Genomic DNA, 17482 nt, shown 5'->3' on the forward strand with positions numbered 1-17482 from the left:
GATACCCCTGGCGGCTCGCCGCCCCTGGCCGACAGCAGGACCTCCGGCCGATGACACAGCCAGCACAGCCGGTGCGACCGGTGCGGCCGGCACGGCGGGAACTGGTGGTCGAGCTGCTGCGCGGGCCGATGCTGCTGGCGGTCGCGGGTGGGGTGGCCAACGGGCTCAACCTGGTGATGAACCTGGTGCTCGCCCGGGTGCTCGACCCGTCCGGCTATGGCGCCGTGGTCGTGCAGACGAACATCTACCTCGTGCTGGCGGTGGTGGGCACCGCCGTGCTCACCGCTGTCGTGCGCCGGGATCTGGCCCCCAGCAGCATTCCCGGACGGGCCCGCATCGCCTGGATTCGGCGGTTGCGGGCGGCGACCGCGTCCATGGCACTGGTCGCGGCGGGGATCGCGGTCGTGGTCTGCCGGCCGGTCGCGGCGCTGCTGTCCTACCCGCATCCGGTCGCGATCGCCGAGGCCGGTGTGGCCGCCGGACTGTGGCTGGCGGTCTGCGTGGAGCGGGGCCTGCTCCAGGCGCGCGGGAACTATCCGGGGCTCGCCTGGAACATGGTGTACGAAACGGCCCTGCGGGTCACCGTCATCCTCGTCGCGGCCTGCGCGGGCCTCGGCGTGGACGGCGCCGGCCTCGGCCTGCTCGTCGGCGCCCTCGCCGCCACCTCCGCCGCCCGCACCACGGTCTCCCGCACCTCGACCTCCCGCACCTCGACCTCCCGCACCTCGACCTCCCGCACCTCGACCTCCCGCACCTCGGTTTCCCGCACCTCGGTTTCCCGCACCTCGGTGGACACCCACACCTCGGCGGCGGCTCGCACCTCGGACACCCACGCCGCGTCCGATCACGCCTGGTCCGGTCATGTGCGCTCCGAGGTACAGGGGTGGCGCACGCGCCGGGTGCTGCTGGCGGACTCGTCGGTGGCGCTGGCGACCCTGATGCCGTTGGCGCTGCTCCAGAACGTCGACGTCGTCCTGGTCGGATGGCGCAATCCGGAGGCGGCGGGCAGCTACGCGGCGATCTCCACGGCCTGCAAGATCCCGGTGTTCGTCGGGTTGGCGGTGGCGAACTACCTGCTGGCAGAGGCGGCCCGGCGGCGCCGGGAGGGACGCACGGCCTACGCGGCACTGGCCCTGGCGATGATCATCGTGGTGGTGCCGGGGCTGCTGCTGTCCGCGGCGGGTGCGGTGGCGGGGCGTCCGCTGCTGTCGTTGTTGTTCGGGTCCCGGTTGGCGGCGGCGTCCGGGGTCCTGTGGGTGCTGGCGCTGGCGACGACGTTCCTCGCCGCGACCCTGCTGTTCGCGACCTATCTGCTCGGTGTCGGTGACCGGGGGATCGTCTGGGTGCTGGCGGTGTGCACGCCGACGTCCACCGTGGTCGTGGCCGTCTTCGCCGACGAGATCACCTCGACGGTCCTCGCCCTGCTCGGCTGCCAGGCCGGCATCGCTCTCCTCGCCGGCACCCTGGTCGCCCGGGCGCACCGGCCCGGCCGGCCCGCCTCGTCCCGCCGTCGCCGCCGGGCCCCGAGTTCGCTGCGAACCTATCCGTCGGACACGCCCATGCCCCCTGCTCTCCGGGGACGCCCCCTGGTCGCTGAGCCGTCCGGTCAGGCGCGGGAACCGCACCTACCCTGAGCGGTGCCGCATGTGGCCGCGCGATGGCACTGTTCCGCGGGTCCGCGGGTGCGCGGTCTAGTGGGCGGCGGGGGCGAGTTCGGCGAGCTGGACGCGGACCCAGGCCGTCACGTCGGTGGCGGTGGGATCGGTGGCCAGGGAGGTGAACAGGACCGGACGGGTGCCGCGGGCGACGGCGGCGTCACGGGCCATCACACCAAGGTCGGCGCCGACCAGCGGAGCGAGATCGGTCTTGTTGATGACGAGCAGGTCGCTGCTGGTCACACCCGGACCGCCCTTGCGCGGCACCTTGTCGCCGCCGGCGACGTCCACGACGAAGATCTGCCGGTCGATCAGACCGTAGCTGAACGTGGCGGTCAGGTTGTCGCTGCCGGATTCCACCAGCACCAGATCGAGCGGACCGGTCTCGGCCTCGAGATCCTCGACGGTGTCGAGGTTCGCGCTGATGTCGTCGCGGATCGCGGTGTGCGGGCAGCAGCCGGTCTCCACCGCCCGGATGCGCCCGGGGTCGAGCACACCCGCCCGCCGCAGGAAGTCCGCGTCCTCGGTGGTGTAGATGTCGTTGGTGACCACGCCGAGGCGCAGGCTCCCCGACAGCGCCCGGCACAGCGCCGCGACCAGCGCCGTCTTACCGCTGCCGACCGGCCCGCCGATCCCGATCCGCGGCGCGCGACCCGCGTCCACCGACCCCGGCCGAGCGCTGGAACCGACACCGACACCGACACTGGCTGGGCTGCCGGCGGGCAGGGCGTCGCTGTGATCGTGGCCGAGATGCATCCTGGGGGTCCTCCCGATTCAGGCCGCGGTCGGGGTCAGGGTCACCGGGACGCCGAGCTGCGCCCGCTCAAGATAGGCGCCGGGCATCGCGGCCAGATCCGGCGGGGACGGCGGCGCACCCGCCCGCACCAGCAGGTCACCGAGCGCGGCGATCATCACCCCGTTGTCGGTGCAGCGGCGCCGGGCCGGTACCCGCAGCCGAATCCCCGCCGCCGCACAGCGGGACGCGGCGACCTCCCGCAGCCGGCTGTTCGCCGCCACCCCACCGACGATCAGCAGATCGGCGATGCCCCGGTCGCGGCACGCCCGGATCACCTTCGCGGTGAGCACGTCGACCACCGCCTCCTGAAACGACGCGATCACATCCCCGGACGCCACCCCCGAATCCGGATGCGATTCGGCCCAGCGGGCCACCGCCGTCTTCAACCCGGAGAACGAGAACGTGTACGGCGCATCGTTTCGCCCCAGCAACGGACGGGGAAACGCCAGCGCCGTCGGATCATGCCCGGCCGCCCCCCGGTCGACCGCCGGCCCCCCCGGATAGGACAGCCCCAGTACCCGCGCGACCTTGTCGAAACACTCACCCGCCGCGTCATCCAACGTGTCCCCAAGATGGACGATCGGATCGCGCGCCAGGTCCCCGACCTGCAACAACGACGTGTGCCCACCCGAGACGATCAACGCGATCAGCGGATTCGGCAACGGCTGCCCATCCACCAGATCCGCCGCCAGATGCCCGGCGAGATGATGCACCCCGTACAACGGCACGCCCAATGCGGTCGCATACGCCTTCGCCGCGGAAACCCCCACATGCAACGCGGTGGCCAACCCCGGCCCCGCCGTCACCGCCACCGCCCCGATATCGGACGCCGCCATCCCCGCCGACGCCAACGCCGCCCGCACACACGGCACGATCGCCTGCACATGCGCCCGCGCCGCTATCTCCGGCACCACCCCGCCATAGCGGGCGTGCTCATCCATACTCGTCGACAGCGCCTCGCCCAGCAGCACCCCGTCCCGCACCAGACCAACCCCGGTCTCGTCGCACGACGTCTCAATTCCCAGGACCACCGGGCCCTGCTGCGCAGGCATCTCCCGCGGCCTCCTTCTTACCCCTGACTCGCCACCGCGCCTTTCGCGCGCGCAACGCTCGCACAGGACGTGCCCACTGCGCGCCGACGCCGCCGCTTTTCAGCTTTCAGCCTACGCCGGTCGGATGGCCGCGCCCGTACCCGCGTTCGGCCGGTCGCCGCAGGTCCGGCACACTCCCGTCAGCGCCGCGTGATCCGGTTGCAGCTGGAAACCGGTGGTGCGGGCGAGCCGGTCGGCGACCTCGTCCAGCAGATCAGCCGGGACATCCTGGATCGCGCCGCAGCGCCGGCAGCGCACATGCAGATGCGTCTCACCGGTCAACCCCGCCGCCAGGTGATAGACCACCGGCCCGTGCGCCGGATGGACGTGCGTCACGAGCCCCAGCTCACCCAGGGTCTCCACCGCCCGGTAGACGGTCGTGCGGTGCAGCCCCGGGACGATCAGATCCGCCCTGGCCAGCACATCCTCGACGCACAGATGATCGGCTGTCTCCGCCAGCACCCGCAGCACCGCCCGCCGCGCCGGTGTCACCCGCTCACCCAGCACCCGCAGTCGCGCCACTCCCGCCTCCGCCGCGTCCACCTTTACCACCCTACGATCCACCCCCTCCCCGCGATCGGCGCACCTGCCCCGGCCCGGTCCGGGTGGGCGCGTGCCGAGGGTTGTGCGGTGGCGTGCCGAGGGTTGTTGGGTGTTCGGGCCGGTCGAATCCCGAACATGCCTCGGCATGTCGATGGGGGAAATGATCATCTGGCGTCGGTGGCCGATGGCCGCTTCCTGGTTGTGGATCGTGTTGTGACACAGTGTCCGCATGGCCGTGCTTCCGATCCGCACCGTCGGCGACCCGGTGCTGCGCACTCCGGCGGTGCCTGTCACGACGTTCGATGCGGCGCTGGCACGCCTGGTCGAAGACATGATCGAGACCATGTACGCGGCGCCGGGCGTGGGACTCGCGGCGCCGCAGGTCGGCGTCGGGCTACGAATCTTCGTCTACGACGTCGGCTACAGCCCAGGTGATCCAGCTGTGCCGCGGCACCCGCGTGTGGTCGTCAACCCCGTCCTCACCCTCGACGAGGAGATACCCGCCGGCGAGGAGACGTCCGCCGACGAGGGGACGGGCGACAGCGGGGCCGCGGACACCGGCGGGGCTGGGGACGTCGGCGGGGCTGGGGGCCTCGGCGGGGCCGAGGACGTTGAGGATGCCGAGCGGGCGCGGGAGCGGGGGGTGGCCGAGGGCTGTCTGTCGGTGCCGGGGCTGTACTTCCCGACGCCACGGGCTTGGCGGGCGACGGTGCGCGGGGTGGATGTGTCGGGGGAGCCGGTGGAGTACACCGGGCAGGGGCTGGCCGCCCGCTGTTTCCAGCATGAGTGCGACCACCTCGACGGGATTCTCTATCTGAATCGGCTGACCGGTGCGGCGCGGGTCGCGGCGGTGCGTGCGCTGCGGGAGGCGTTGCCGGCTCGAGGCGACGGGCAGTCCGCGGGGTCCGTGTCCGCGCAGGCTGGGCAGGGGGCGTCCGCGTTCGGCCGATCGTGAGCCAGCACCGTCCGTCCGCGGTGTTCGTGGGGTGGTGCCGTCCGCTGGTGATGGTGGGGTGCTGCCGTGTCCGGGCGCGCGAGGGGCGACGGGGTTCGCCCGGTCATGACATCCTGGTCGGCCACGGCAGAAGTTATGGGAATGCGGGATGGACGAGTCACGCACGAACCAGAGTCAGAGTCACCAGGTTCCGAGTCAGACGGGAGTGGCCGCGGTGAGCGACATCTCCGGCGGGCCGTACAAGCGGCCGTTCCGGTTCAACATCCAGTGTTCGTCGCCGGAGCAGGTGGATGCCCGGTCGTGGGCGGCGCTGGCACGGCGGGTGGAGGACCTGGGCTTCGCGACGCTCACCGTGTCCGACCATCTGGACGAGCAGGTCGCGCCGATCGCGTCGCTGATGGCGGCCGCCGACGCCACGACCACACTGCGCATCGGGTCGATGCTGTTCAGTAATGACTATCGGCATCCGGTGGTGCTCGCGAAGGAGGCGGCGACTCTCGACGCGCTGTCCGGCGGGCGGTTCGAGCTGGGCCTGGGCGCCGGCTGGATGACGTCCGACTACCAACGCGCGGGGCTCACCCTCGACCCGCCGGGCGTGCGGATCGCACGGTTGGCCGAGGCGCTCACCGTCATCAAGGGGATGTTCGCCGACGCCCCGCTCACCCACACCGGCACGTTCTACCAGGTGAATGGCCTCAACGGCACGCCGAAGCCGGTGCAGCGTCCCCACCCGCCGATCGTCATCGGGGGTGGCGGGCGGCGGATGCTGACGCTGGCCGCCCGCGAGGCCGACATCATCGGCCTGAACATGAACATGGCCAGCGGGGTGATCGACTCCTCGCTCGGGGCGAACGCGACGACGGATGCCACCGAGGAGAAGGTCGGCTGGATTCGTGAGGCGGCCGGCGCGCGCTGGGACGAGCTGACGTTGCAGGTCCGCGTGCACATGGTGGTGGTGACCGAGGATCGGGAGTCGGTCGCCGCGCTGCTGGCCTCGGGTTTCGGCCTGACCATCGAGCAGGCCCTGACCACACCGCACGCGCTGTGCGGGTCGGTCGACGAGATCTGCGACGCCCTCGTCGAACGGCGCGAACGTTTCGGTATCAGCACCATCGGCGTCGCCCTCGACGCCCTGGACGCCCTCACCCCCGTCGTCGCCCGCCTCGCCGGCACCTGAACCCCGCACCCCCCGAACCCCGCACCACCCGAACCCCGCACCACCGCACTGCCCGAGCCCCGCACCATCTGAGCCCGGCCGAGCCCGTCCCATCCGTCGTCTGTCGAGGAGTCACCGTTGGTCGAGCACATGAAGTGGTGGGGCTGGGGCCGGGAGAGCGTGTCGTTCTCGCCCGCCGACAAGCCGGCGCTGGCACCGTTCATCCGCAAGCACATCGGGCTGGATGTGACCCGCCCGCCCGCGCAGGCCCCGGCGTTCGCCGACCTCGACATCGCCGACCCGATCCTGCCGGACGCCCTGCGCGACGCGCTGACATCCGCCGTCGGCGCCGAGCACGTGCACACCGAGACCCTCGAGCGGGTCGTGCACGCCTACGGCAAAAGCCTGCGTGACCTGGTCCGGGTCCGCAGCGGTGACCTCGGACGCCTCCCCGACGCGGTGGTCTACCCGGGTGGCGAGGACGAGGTGCGCGCGGTGCTCACCGCGGCGATCGACGCCGACGCGGTCGTCATCCCGTTCGGCGGCGGGACGAACATCTCCGGCAGCCTCGAGGCTCCGCGCGGTGAGACCCGTCCGGTGCTGTCCGTGGACCTCGGACGCCTCGACCGCGTCCTGGACATCGACACCGACGCGCGACTGGCCCGCGTCCAGGCCGGTGCGCTCGGGCCGGACCTCGAAGCGCAGCTGAACGCCCTGGGCTGGACACTCGGCCACTTCCCCGACAGCTTCAGCCACTCCACCCTCGGCGGCTGGATCGCGACCCGCTCGTCCGGCATGCAGTCGGACAAGTACGGCGACATCGCGGACATCACCAAGGCCGTGCGGGTCGTCACCCCGGCGGGTGTGCTCGCGACCCGGGCGGTGCCGAGCCAGTCCACCGGACCGAGCGTGCGGGAGATGATCCTCGGCAGCGAGGGTCGACTCGGCATCATCACCGAGGCCACCGTGCAGGTCCACCGGGTGCCCGAGGAACGCACCATCCTCGGCTACTTCTTCCCCACCTGGGACGAGGCGCTGCTCGCCATGCGCGAGATCGCCGAAAGCGAGGCGGCCCCCAGCGTCACCCGCGTCGCAGACCCCGGCGAGACCCGTTTCTCGCTGGCGACCAGCAAGAAGGGTTCGGCGGTCACGGCGCTGGTCTCCAAGGGACTCAAGCAGTACCTGGCCCGGGTGAAGCACTTCGACCTCGAGCGGATGTGCCTGTCGTTCATCGGCTTCGAGGGCTCATCCGGCCATGTGCGCACCCAGCGCAAGTTCGTCGGGGACATCGTCAAGCGCCACGGCGGGGTGTGTGTCGGCACCGGCCCCGGACAGCTCTATGACCAGAAGAAGTTCGACACCCCCTACATCCGCGACTTCCTGCTCGGCCAGGGCGCCCTCGCGGACGTCTCGGAGACCGCCACCAGCTGGTCGCAGCTCGCCTCCCTGTACACCGGGGTGGTCGCCCGGGCCCACAAGACGTTCGACGAGATCGGCGTCCAGGGCTGGATCATGGCGCACCTGTCCCACTCGTACCATTCCGGCGCCTGCCTCTACTTCACCTTCGCCTTCGCCTCCCCGGTGACCCTGGACGGCCTCGAGCGCTACGACGCGGTGAAGTCCGCGATCCAGCAGGGCTTCATCGACCTCGGCGGCACCCTGTCGCACCATCACGCCGTCGGCCTCGAGCACGCCCCCTGGCTCGCCGACGACATCTCCCCGGCCGGCGTCTCGCTGGTCACGGCCCTGTTCGACGGCATCGACCCCGGCCACAACCTCAACCCCGGCAAGATCATCCCGTCTGTCGTTCCCGGACCGGCCGCCGACTAGATGCGCACGCTGCTGGTGGTCGGGATCGGCGCGGGTGATCCCGACCAGCTCACGTTGCAGGCGGTGCGGGCCCTGGAACGCACGGACGTCTTCTTCGTCCTCGACAAGGGTCCCGCCGCCGGCGACCTGACCGCGCTGCGCCGCGAGATCCTCGACCGTCACCTCGGCGAGGGCACCTACCGTCTCGTCGAAGCCCCCGACCCGCCGCGTGACCGCACCCCCTCCGACGACCGCAGCACCGCCGGCCGCGCCGCCTACGCCGTCGCCGTCGACGACTGGCACGCCCGGCGCGCCGCCCTGTACGAGGCGATGTTCCTCGACGAACTGGACGACGAGGGCACCGGCGCGTTCCTGGTCTGGGGCGACCCGTCGCTCTACGACAGCACCCTGCGCATCCTCGAACGCGTCGCCGCCCGCGGCAAGGTCGCCTTCGAACACCAGGTGATTCCCGGTATCTCCAGCGTGCAGGCCCTCGCCGCCGCCCACCGCCTGGTGCTCAACGGCATCGGCACCCCGGTGACCATCACCACCGGTCGCCGCCTGGCCGAATCCGGCTTCCCCCCCGACGTCGACGACCTCGTCGTCATGCTCGACGGCGACACCGCCTTCACCACCCTGACCAGCACCAGCACCAGCACCAGCGCCGTCGCCGGGGTCGGGGCGGACCTCCACATCTACTGGGGCGCCTACCTCGGCACCGACGACGAACTGCTCATCCACGGCCCCCTGCCCGACGTCGCCGCCACCATCACCCGCACCCGCGCCGACGCCCGCCACCGCAAGGGTTGGATCATGGACATCTACCTCCTGCGCCGCACCCCCCGCTAACCACCCCCACGGCGACCCGTGTGCATCCTGCACGCCCGCAGCCCTCGGCGGCGACGTCACGGGCCGTGGCCACAGGTGTGATCGTGGGCGGATGGCGGATGGCGGATGGCGGATGGCGGGGCGGCCGGTGGTCGTGGTGCGGCCGGTTCCGAAGCCCTGATCGCCTGCTGGATGGTGGACGTCCGCAGGCCGTATTTCCGGCGGCCGTAGTGGCGCCTGGGCGGCCCGGCGTTTGACAGAACCGGCGATCGTCCGCATCTTCGACCGGCGAGAGGCAGCTAGGGGTTGCGCGTGTCACAGTCCTGCGTCACATTTTGGGCATGTGCCCAACGCCGGTAGCGCCCTACGTGCTGGATGCCGACTCCCACTGGTCCGAGCCCGCTGATCTGTTCAGCAGCCGTGCCCCGGCGGCCTACCGGGACCGTCTCCCGAGGGTCGTGGAGGTGGACGGCGTCCGTCAGTGGATCTTTGACGGGAAGCCGATGGGCGCCTTCATCGCCGGGGCGGTGATCGGCCGTGACGGCCAGAAGTCGGCGTCGGCCACCGTGCTGCACGAATGGACCGTCGACGACGTCCACGTCGGCGCCCACGACCCCGTCGAGCGGCTCAAAGTTCTGGACGAGGCCGGCATCGACGCCCAGGTCATCTTCCCGTCCACGATCGGTCTGGGCGGCCAGGACCTCGCCACCGCGGACCAGTCCCTGGCCCGCCTCGCCGTCGAGGTCTACAACGACGGGATGGCCGACATCCAACGGGAGTCCGGCAACCGGCTGCTGCCGCTGCCGCTCATGCCGGCGTGGGACATCAGGTCCTGCGTGCGGGAGGTCGCCCGGGTGGCCGAGCTCGGCGCGCGCGGCGTCAACATGACCTCCGACCCGCAGGATCTCGGCGCCCCGGACCTCGCCAGCCGCGAGTGGGACCCCTTCTGGGCGGCGTGCGCCGAGCACCGGCTGCCGGTGCACTTCCACGTCGGCGCCAGCGTCACCGCGATGACGTTCTACGGGAAGTACCCGTGGGCGTCACAGACGGAGAGCACCAAGCTCGCGATCGGCGGCGGCCTGCTGTTCATCGGCAACGCCCGGGTGGTCACGAACCTGATCCTCGCTGGCATCTTCGACCGGCACCCGGAGCTTCGTACCGTCTCCGTCGAGAGCGGGGTGGGCTGGATCCCGTTCATCCTGGAGACCCTCGACTACGAGATGGCGGAGAACGCCCAGGCGGACCTCGCGAAGCTCAAGCGCAGGCCGTCGGAGTACTTCCGCACCAACATCTACGCCACCTTCTGGTTCGAGCGGAACGGCGACAAACTGGCTGACCTCGTCGAGGCGGTCGGCGAGGACAACATCCTGTTCGAGACGGACTTCCCGCACCCGACCTGCCTCTACCCGGACCCGTTGCGGTCCGTCGCCGACAAGATGGCCACGCTTCCCGAAACCACCCGTAACAAGATCATGGGTGGTAACGGGAAGGCCCTCTACCGGCTCTGACCGTCCCGCGCGGCGCCGGCCACACGACCTCTGACCGACAGGACGGCATGGAGACAATCGGACACTGGATCGGGTGGGAAACCGGTCACCGGCGGCGGCCGCGTCAGCCCCGTGTACAACCCGGCCACGGGGCAGCGCACCGCCGAGGTGACGCTGGCGACCGAGGCGGAGGTGGCCGACGCGGTCCGCGTCGCGTCCGCCGCCGCCACCGACTGGTCGCGGACGTCGCTCGCGCGGCGGGTCGGGCTGATGTTCCGGCTGCGGGAACTGGTCAGCGGCCACCAGTCGGAGCTGGCCGCGCTCATCACCCGTGAGCACGGCAAGGTCCGCTCCGACGCGCTGGGCGAGGTGGCCCGGGGCCTGGAGTGCGTGGAGTTCGCCTGCGGCATCCCGACCCTGCTGCGCGGGGAGTACAGCGCCGAGGCGTCCGGCGGCATCGATGTGCACACGGTGGCCCGGCCACTCGGCGTGGTGGCGGGGATCACCCCGTTCAACTTTCCCGTCATGGTCCCGCTGTGGATGCTGGCCAACGCCGTCGCCTGCGGCAACACCTTCGTCCTCAAGCCGTCGGAGAAGGACCCCTCGGCGTCGCTGCTGCTCGCCGAGCTGGTCGCGCGCGGGCTTCCCGAAGGTGTGGTCAACGTGCTCCAGGGCGATGCGCCGGCGGTGACGGGCCTGTTGGAGCACCCCGACGTGGCCGCCGTGTCGTTCGTGGGCAGTACCCCGGTCGCCCGCCACATCTACGAGGCCGGCACCCGCGCGGGCAAGCGGGTGCAGGCCCTCGGCGGCGCGAAGAACCACATGGTGGTCCTGCCGGACGCGGACCTCGGCGCCGCCGCCAACGCCGCGATCAACGCCGGCTACGGCTCGGCGGGGGAGCGGTGCATGGCGATCTCGGTGGTGGTGGCGGTCGGGTCCGTCGCCGACCCGCTGGTCGACGCGATCGCCGCCCGGATCCCGGACGTCGTCATCGGGCCGGGCGACCAGGAGGCGTCGATGATGGGGCCGCTCATCACCGCGGAACACCGCGACCGGGTGCGGTCCTACGTGGCGGGCGCCGCGGGCGGGGGAGCCACCGTGGTGGTTGACGGTTCCCGGCCGCCGGCCGCTGCCGTGGCATCCGGCGGTGGGGATACGGGCGGCTTCTTCCTCGGCTGCTCGCTCGTCGACCAGGTCCGCCCGGGCATGCGGGTCTACGACGACGAGATCTTCGGGCCGGTTCTCGCCGTCGTGCGGGTGGACAGCTACGACGAGGCCGTGGCGCTCGTCAACGCGAACCCGTACGGCAACGGCGTCGCCCTGTTCACCCGGGACGGCGGTGCGGCCCGCCAGTTCCAGCGCGACATCCAGGTGGGCATGGTCGGCATCAACGTGCCGATCCCGGTGCCCGTCGCCTGGCATTCGTTCGGCGGCTGGAAGGCGTCCCTGTTCGGTGACTCGCCCATCTACGGCCCGGAAGGTATCCGCTTCTACACCCGGCCCCAGGTGGTCACCTCCCGCTGGCCCGATCCCACCCCCGAGGCGATCGACCTCGGTTTTCCCATGAACCGCTGACGAGGCGGTCCCGAAACGTGAGGTAAGGGTGGTGCGCTGTGGCCGTGGCAACGGTGAACGGTCTATCGATCTCTTATGAGATCATCGGCTCGGGTCGGCCCTGGGTGATCACTCCGGGTGGCCGCTTCAGCAAGGACACCCCCGGTGTCCGCCAGCTCGCCGAGGAGCTTGCGGCCGCCGGCAACCAGGTGCTCATCTGGGACCGGCCGAACACCGGCGCGTCGGACGTCTGCTTCACCGGGGAGTCGGAGTCGGCGATGCAGGCCGACGCGCTGGCCGGCCTGCTCACCCAGCTCGGCCTGGCCCCCGCGGCGATCATCGGTGGTTCGGGGGGCTCCCGGGTGTCGCTGCTGACCGCCGCCCGCCATCCCAAGGTCGCCGCCGGTCTCGCCCTGTGGTGGATCAGCGGCGGGGTGCACGGCCTGCTGAGTATCGGCGTGCACTACTGCGGCGGATCGTTCGAGGCGGCCTGGGACGCCGGGATGGCCGGGGTCGCCGCACTGCCCGAGTGGGCGGAGTCCCTGGAACGCAACCCCGGCAACCGGGCGCGGATCCTCGACCAGGACCGGGACGAGTTCCTCGCCACGATGGAACGCTGGCTGGCGGTGTACTGCCCCCGGGCCGACGAGGCCGTCCCCGGCCTACCCGACACCGACGCCCGCGCGCTCGACCTCCCCACCCTGGTGTTTCGCAGCGGCGCCAGCGACCCCCACCACCGGCGGGAGACCACCGAACGGGTCGCCGCGACCCTGCCGCGGGCGCGCCTAGTCGAGCCGCCGTGGCCGGACACCGAATGGAACGACCGGCGGTCGTCCGCCGAGGCGGCGGGCGGCCTGTTCGTCCGCTGGCCGCTGCTCGCCCCGCAGCTGCTCGCCTGGGCGCGCGAATCCGGCCTCGACTAGCGGGGGTCGCCGTGGCCGATGCCGACGATCGCCAGCCGATGCCGCGGCCGGCATCACCGTGGAGAAGCCGGCCGCCGGGTCGCCCGGCTAGAGGTCGTGGACCTCGCCGAGGGCGGCGGCCAGGCCCAGGCCCAGGTCGGTGGGGGCCGGGGCGAAGAAGCGGTCGACCTCGGCGTCGGTGACGTCCGCCAGACGGGCCGGGGACCAGCGGGGGGTGCGGTCCTTGTCGACGAGGGCGGCGCGGATGCCTTCGACCAGGTCCGGGGTGGCCAGGGCGGCGTTGGCGATGCGGTACTCTTGGTCGAGCGCTTCCTCGAGGCAGTCCATCGTCGTCGCCGCGCGCAGGGCACGCAGGGTGACGGCCAGCGCGGTGGGGGACTTGGTGGCGATCTCGGCGCCGGCGTCCCGGGTGGCGGGCTTCACACTGTGGGTGAGCAGGCTGAGGATGCGGGTCAGGTTGTCGCCGCGGTAGAGGTCGTCGATCCACTCCCGCTGCGCGGCGAGTTCACCCGGCGGCGGGGTGTGCGCGGAGAAGTCGTAGGCGGCGATGGCCTCGGCCGGGTCCGCGGCGGTGCGCAGCACCTCGAGCAGCGCCGGGATCCGCGCGGACGGCAGGTAGTGGTCGGCCAGGCCCGCGGTGATCGCGTCGGCGGGGCCGATGTGGCGTCCGGTGAGGGCGAGGTGGGTGCCGAGCTGACCGGGGGCGTGCGAGAGCAGCCAGGTGCCGCCGACGTCCGGCACGAACCCGAGGGTGACCTCCGGCATCGCGAGCAGCGAACGCTCCGTGACGATCCGCACGTCCCCGTGGGCGGACAGGCCGAGCCCGCCACCCATCACGATCCCGTCCATGATCGCGATGTAGGGCTTGGGGAACCGGCGGATGCGGGCGTTGAGCCGGTACTCCGACGACCAGAACGCCAGCGCGTCCTCCGGCCGACCGGCGACGATGGCGTCACGCACGGCCCGCATGTCACCGCCCGCGCACAGCCCCCGCTCCCCGGCCCCGTCGAGCAGGACGACGGCGACGCCCGGATCGTTCGCCCAGTCGGCGAGCGCCTCGTCCAGCGCCTCCACCATGGTGGACGTCAGCGCGTTGATGGCCCGGGGCCGGTTGAGGGTGAGCCGGCCGAGGGCGCCGCCGACGCCCTCCCGGCTGACCAGTACCTCCGGCTGTGCGGACGATGCGGAGAGTGCAGACATCTCGTGTGCCCACCCTTCGGGTCGCGGTCCGCGGCCGCCGCCGTGGCCCCCCGGCCGTGATCTCACGGTCGGATGACCCGGTCGTCGGGACGCGGTGGTCGGTCGTGAACCGCGGAGCATGGCCGAAGCTGCCGGCCGGCCGCACGGACGGATTCCGTACATCCTGACGGCCCGACCCGCCAGACGGTAGTGATCCGGCCTGCGCCTAGATGAGCGTCACCATCCCTACGTAATCCGTGACTATATTCTGACGATTCGCCTCTTTAGTTCTACGGATGCGGATAGCCTTCTCACTCGAAGCGCATGATCTCGGGCGCTTGCCTAAGCGTCGGGTGATGCACTGGCTACTGGATTGGCCGGCGCTGATCGGTCCAGATCGGCAGATTTCGTGGCGAGTCAGGCCGCTACCACTCGCCACGCGGCCCGCCCACCTCTCCCGACGCCAAAGACGGCCCATGCGGCCACAACGCCGCCCGCCTCTGCGCGGCGAACACCATCCGAACGCTCTCTCGGCCGCTGCGGACATCCCAGATCCACACGACCCCATCCGCTACCTTCCGTCGTCGTCGGCGTCTGTTGGTAACCGGTTCGCTGGCTCGGTGTCTGTTGGCTGGCCGATTCGCCGGCTCGGGGGTGGATGCCGAGGGCTATTCGGTGCCATGCCGAGGGCTGTTCGGTTTTCGGGGGCCCTCATCCTTGAACAACCCTCGGCATGTCATGATCTCGCCCGATCTCGGCCGCTATCCGGGGGCGCCAAGCGGCCCGAAACCCCGCCGCTGCAGCCCAGAAACCTCGCATTTGGTATATATGACTACTTGAAATTCATGATCTAATGCGGGATGACCTGGCGGGCCAGCGGAACGAGCGGTCGGGTCAGTGGGACGAGCGGGCGTGACGCTTCGACTTCCGACGGTGGGCGGCCGTCGCGCCGCGGGTGGCCGACGGGCGCAGACCAGCGAACACGCCCGCATCCGGTGCTGAACCCTCGGGGGTCTGGTCGGCGAGGACGTTCTGGTCGCTGCGCGCGGTCTGCTCGGCGTGGACGGCTTGGTCGGCGCGGAGTTCGGCGAGGGTGCGGGTGCCGGGGCCTTCGACCAGGCCGTCGGGGACGTGGCGTTCGGGGGGCGGGCCGATCGGCTGGGGTGGGCGCAGGCTCGTCCAGATGCGGTAGAGGCGGCGGTAGCCGTGGGCCATCCGGAAGTGCCAGTCGAGGTCACCGGGGCTGGTGAAGGCGGCGGCGCAGTCGAGGTCGGTGCGTGGGCACGGGTAGGTCGTCACGTCGGGCTCCCTCCGTCGAGGACGGCATACCCGCAGCTCAGGGCAGGCATCCGCACCGGCCGTCCCACGGGGGTGATCGCGGGGCGGGAGCGGGAGGATCGTCGACGAGATGCCGGGGTGACCATCGGCGCGGTGGAGCGGGACATGTGGAGCGGGACATGTGGAGCGGGACATGTGGAGCGGGGCAGGGGGAGCGGGACATAAGGAACGCCGAGGGATGTTACGGGCGAGCTGCTGAAGTGTTGCCGCAGGTGCGGCGTGGTCGGTGCGGTGGGTCGGAGCGGAGCAGACTGGAGGTATGTCGACCACACCGCCGCCGTCGTCCGCCTCGTCCGCACGGTCGCTGTCCGCACGGTCGGTGTCCGGGCGGTCGGTGTCCGCGGGGCCGGGCGGGTTGCGGTTGCCGGTGACGGCGCCGAACGCCGAGGCCGAGGTGGTCGAGTTGTGCTCGGAGCTGCTGCGGTTCGAGTCGGTGAACTGGGGTGACGGTAACGGGCGGGAGCGGCCGGCCGCGGAGTACGTGGCGAGCAGGCTCGCCGAGGTGGGGATCGAACCGACGATTCTCGAGTCCGAGCCGGGGCGTACCAGTGTGATCGCGCGGATCGAGGGGGCGGATTCGAGCCGGGCGCCGCTGCTCATCCACTCGCATCTGGACGTGGTGCCTGCCGATGCCAGCCAGTGGCGGGTCGGGCCGTTCTCCGGTGAGGAGCTTGACGGCTGCCTGTGGGGGCGCGGCGCCGTCGACATGCTCGACATGGTCGCGATGACCCTGGCCACCGTCCGTGACCTGGTGCGCAGCGGGCGTAAGCCGTCCCGGGACCTGGTGGTGGCGTTCCTGGCGGACGAGGAGGCCGGCGGTGTGCTGGGGGCACGGTGGCTCGTCGACAACCATCCGCAGCATGTCGCCGACTGCACCGAGGCGATCGGCGAGGTCGGTGGCTTCTCCTACACCGTCTCCGACGACCTGCGGCTCTACCTGATCGAGACGGCGGAGAAGGGCCTGGCGTGGATGAAGCTCACCGCCACCGGCCGCGCTGGCCACGGCTCGATGATCAGCGATGACAACGCGGTCACGGCGTTGTGCGATGCGGTGGCGCGCCTGGGGCGCCACGAGTTCCCCCTCGTGCTCACCGACACGGTGCGCCGGTTCCTCGGTGAACTCGGCGACGCGATCGGCATGCAGTTCGACCTTGACGATCTGGACGCCACCGTCGCCAAGCTCGGCCCGGTCGCCCGCATGATCGGCGCGACGCTGCGCAACACCGTCAACCCCACCCAGCTCGCGGCGGGGGAGAAGGTCAACGTCATCCCCGGGGAGGCCGTCGCCTACGTGGACGGCCGCTACCTGCCCGGCCAGCGCGACGAGTTCCTGCGCCAGCTCGACGAGATCCTCGGCCCCGACATCCGCCGGGAGTGGGTCGTCCTCGACGACGCCGTCGAGACCAGCTTCGACGGCCCGCTGGTTGACGCAATGGCCGGTGCCCTGCGCGCCGAGGACCCGATCGCCCGCCCCGTCCCCTACATGCTCTCCGGTGGCACCGACGCGAAGTCCTTCTCCCGCCTGGGCATCCGCTGCTTCGGCTTCTCCCCGCTGCTTCTGCCCGCTGACCTGGACTTCTCCGGCATGTTCCACGGCGTGGACGAGCGCGTCCCGCTCGAATCGCTGCGTTTCGGCGTCCGCGTCCTCGACCGCTTCCTCCACGCCTGCTGACGGTCCCGCCGTCGGACACAGCGACCACGGGAACATCACTGCCTGTCGATGGATAGTCGGCTCGTTGTGACATCATGGATATGTGACGGACGACGCACTGGCGGCCCTCGGCCTAGCCCGGCCGACCGGGGACCGCTGGGCCGTCCCCAACCGCACCTACGCCTACCTGGTCCAGGTCAGCGCGGACGGCACCCGTTGGAACGCCGACTGGACCGAACCCTCCGGCGGCTTCGAACCCGACACCGCCGCGTCCAACGCGACGGAGGTCGCCCGCCGCGTGCTACAACGCCGCTTCCTCCAGGTCCGCGCGGACGGCGACCCGCACCGCCACCGCATGTGGTTCCGCATCGACGTCTGGTCCCTCGACACCGCCGCGCCCCGCAACGGTCACGACCTATCGACGAGGAGCGTCGACCTGGCGGCGATCGCCTTGTCCGGACGTCACCTGCTCTCCCGGGGCGTCCCCCCCGACGCCGTCGAGATCCGCACACCCGCC

At 71.4% G+C, this 17482-nt stretch carries 14 protein-coding genes and 1 pseudogene; 10 read left to right on the forward strand and 5 right to left on the reverse strand.

Annotated elements, in window-relative coordinates:
* Positions 1–1634: lipopolysaccharide biosynthesis protein (locus G6R24_RS09255; RefSeq protein WP_338084423.1), on the forward strand; the 1634-nt coding region annotated here is incomplete at its 5' end.
* Positions 1635–1691: 57 nt separating this feature from the next.
* Here G6R24_RS09255 and ureG read toward each other — a convergent pair.
* From ureG to G6R24_RS09270, 3 genes are all read right to left on the reverse strand, one after another.
* A complete protein-coding gene (gene ureG, locus G6R24_RS09260; protein WP_391530782.1) occupies positions 1692–2411 on the reverse strand; it encodes an urease accessory protein UreG in 720 nt (239 codons plus the stop codon).
* An 18-nt stretch (positions 2412–2429) separates the two neighbouring features.
* Positions 2430–3503: a tRNA (adenosine(37)-N6)-threonylcarbamoyltransferase complex transferase subunit TsaD gene (gene tsaD, locus G6R24_RS09265; protein WP_163548826.1), complete on the reverse strand. Its 1074-nt coding sequence runs from the start codon at positions 3501–3503 to the stop codon at positions 2430–2432.
* Positions 3504–3614: 111 nt separating this feature from the next.
* Positions 3615–4085: a Fur family transcriptional regulator gene (locus G6R24_RS09270; protein WP_225438314.1), complete on the reverse strand. Its 471-nt coding sequence runs from the start codon at positions 4083–4085 to the stop codon at positions 3615–3617.
* Between the two features lie 229 nt (positions 4086–4314).
* Here G6R24_RS09270 and G6R24_RS09275 point away from each other — a divergent pair, with 229 nt between their 5' ends.
* The 7 genes and pseudogenes from G6R24_RS09275 to G6R24_RS09305 all read left to right on the forward strand — a co-directional run bounded on the left by G6R24_RS09275 (position 4315) and on the right by G6R24_RS09305 (position 12797).
* Positions 4315–5040 (forward strand): peptide deformylase, encoded by a 726-nt coding sequence (locus tag G6R24_RS09275; protein ID WP_163548827.1) that lies wholly within the window; start codon positions 4315–4317, stop codon positions 5038–5040.
* Between the two features lie 214 nt (positions 5041–5254).
* Positions 5255–6217 carry an LLM class F420-dependent oxidoreductase gene (locus G6R24_RS09280; RefSeq protein ID WP_263864027.1) on the forward strand — a complete coding sequence of 321 codons (963 nt, stop codon included), beginning with the start codon at positions 5255–5257 and terminating at the stop codon, positions 6215–6217.
* 117 nt (positions 6218–6334) lie between these two features.
* On the forward strand, positions 6335–8026 hold the full coding sequence (locus G6R24_RS09285; RefSeq protein WP_163548829.1) for an FAD-binding oxidoreductase: 1692 nt from the start codon (positions 6335–6337) through the stop codon (positions 8024–8026).
* Positions 8027–8854 carry a precorrin-6A synthase (deacetylating) gene (gene cobF / locus G6R24_RS09290; RefSeq protein WP_163548830.1) on the forward strand — a complete coding sequence of 276 codons (828 nt, stop codon included), beginning with the start codon at positions 8027–8029 and terminating at the stop codon, positions 8852–8854.
* A gap of 320 nt (positions 8855–9174) precedes the next feature.
* Positions 9175–10341, forward strand: coding sequence for an amidohydrolase family protein (locus G6R24_RS09295; RefSeq protein WP_163548832.1), 1167 nt, complete (start codon positions 9175–9177; stop codon positions 10339–10341).
* A gap of 47 nt (positions 10342–10388) precedes the next feature.
* A pseudogene (locus G6R24_RS09300) lies at positions 10389–11895 on the forward strand (CoA-acylating methylmalonate-semialdehyde dehydrogenase).
* A 38-nt stretch (positions 11896–11933) separates the two neighbouring features.
* Positions 11934–12797 (forward strand): alpha/beta fold hydrolase, encoded by an 864-nt coding sequence (locus G6R24_RS09305; RefSeq protein WP_163548834.1) that lies wholly within the window; start codon positions 11934–11936, stop codon positions 12795–12797.
* 87 nt (positions 12798–12884) lie between these two features.
* Here G6R24_RS09305 and G6R24_RS09310 read toward each other — a convergent pair whose 3' ends face one another.
* Both G6R24_RS09310 and G6R24_RS09315 read right to left on the reverse strand, forming a co-directional pair.
* Positions 12885–13997 carry an enoyl-CoA hydratase/isomerase family protein gene (locus G6R24_RS09310; protein ID WP_175084617.1) on the reverse strand — a complete coding sequence of 371 codons (1113 nt, stop codon included), beginning with the start codon at positions 13995–13997 and terminating at the stop codon, positions 12885–12887.
* A gap of 873 nt (positions 13998–14870) precedes the next feature.
* Positions 14871–15275 carry a hypothetical protein gene (locus G6R24_RS09315; protein ID WP_163548838.1) on the reverse strand — a complete coding sequence of 135 codons (405 nt, stop codon included), beginning with the start codon at positions 15273–15275 and terminating at the stop codon, positions 14871–14873.
* A gap of 406 nt (positions 15276–15681) precedes the next feature.
* Here G6R24_RS09315 and G6R24_RS09320 point away from each other — a divergent pair, with 406 nt between their 5' ends.
* Positions 15682–16986 carry a M20/M25/M40 family metallo-hydrolase gene (locus tag G6R24_RS09320; RefSeq protein ID WP_476695812.1) on the forward strand — a complete coding sequence of 435 codons (1305 nt, stop codon included), beginning with the start codon at positions 15682–15684 and terminating at the stop codon, positions 16984–16986.
* An 82-nt stretch (positions 16987–17068) separates the two neighbouring features.
* Positions 17069–17482: hypothetical protein (locus tag G6R24_RS09325; protein ID WP_163548841.1), on the forward strand; the 414-nt coding region annotated here is incomplete at its 3' end.

The sequence above is a fragment of the Candidatus Frankia nodulisporulans genome, assembly GCF_902806475.1.
Classification (GTDB): domain Bacteria; phylum Actinomycetota; class Actinomycetes; order Frankiales; family Frankiaceae; genus Frankia; species Frankia umida.

What these genes read in the sequence shown, in the direction of transcription:
- ureG (WP_391530782.1), bottom strand. Translation starts at nt 2,411, where the DNA reads ATGCATCTCGGCCACGATCACAGCGACGCCCTGCCCGCCGGCAGCCCA.
- tsaD (WP_163548826.1), bottom strand. Translation starts at nt 3,503, where the DNA reads ATGCCTGCGCAGCAGGGCCCGGTGGTCCTGGGAATTGAGACGTCGTGC.
- G6R24_RS09275 (WP_163548827.1), top strand. Translation starts at nt 4,315, where the DNA reads ATGGCCGTGCTTCCGATCCGCACCGTCGGCGACCCGGTGCTGCGCACT.
- cobF (WP_163548830.1), top strand. Translation starts at nt 8,027, where the DNA reads ATGCGCACGCTGCTGGTGGTCGGGATCGGCGCGGGTGATCCCGACCAG.
- G6R24_RS09295 (WP_163548832.1), top strand. Translation starts at nt 9,175, where the DNA reads ATGTGCCCAACGCCGGTAGCGCCCTACGTGCTGGATGCCGACTCCCAC.
- G6R24_RS09310 (WP_175084617.1), bottom strand. Translation starts at nt 13,997, where the DNA reads ATGTCTGCACTCTCCGCATCGTCCGCACAGCCGGAGGTACTGGTCAGC.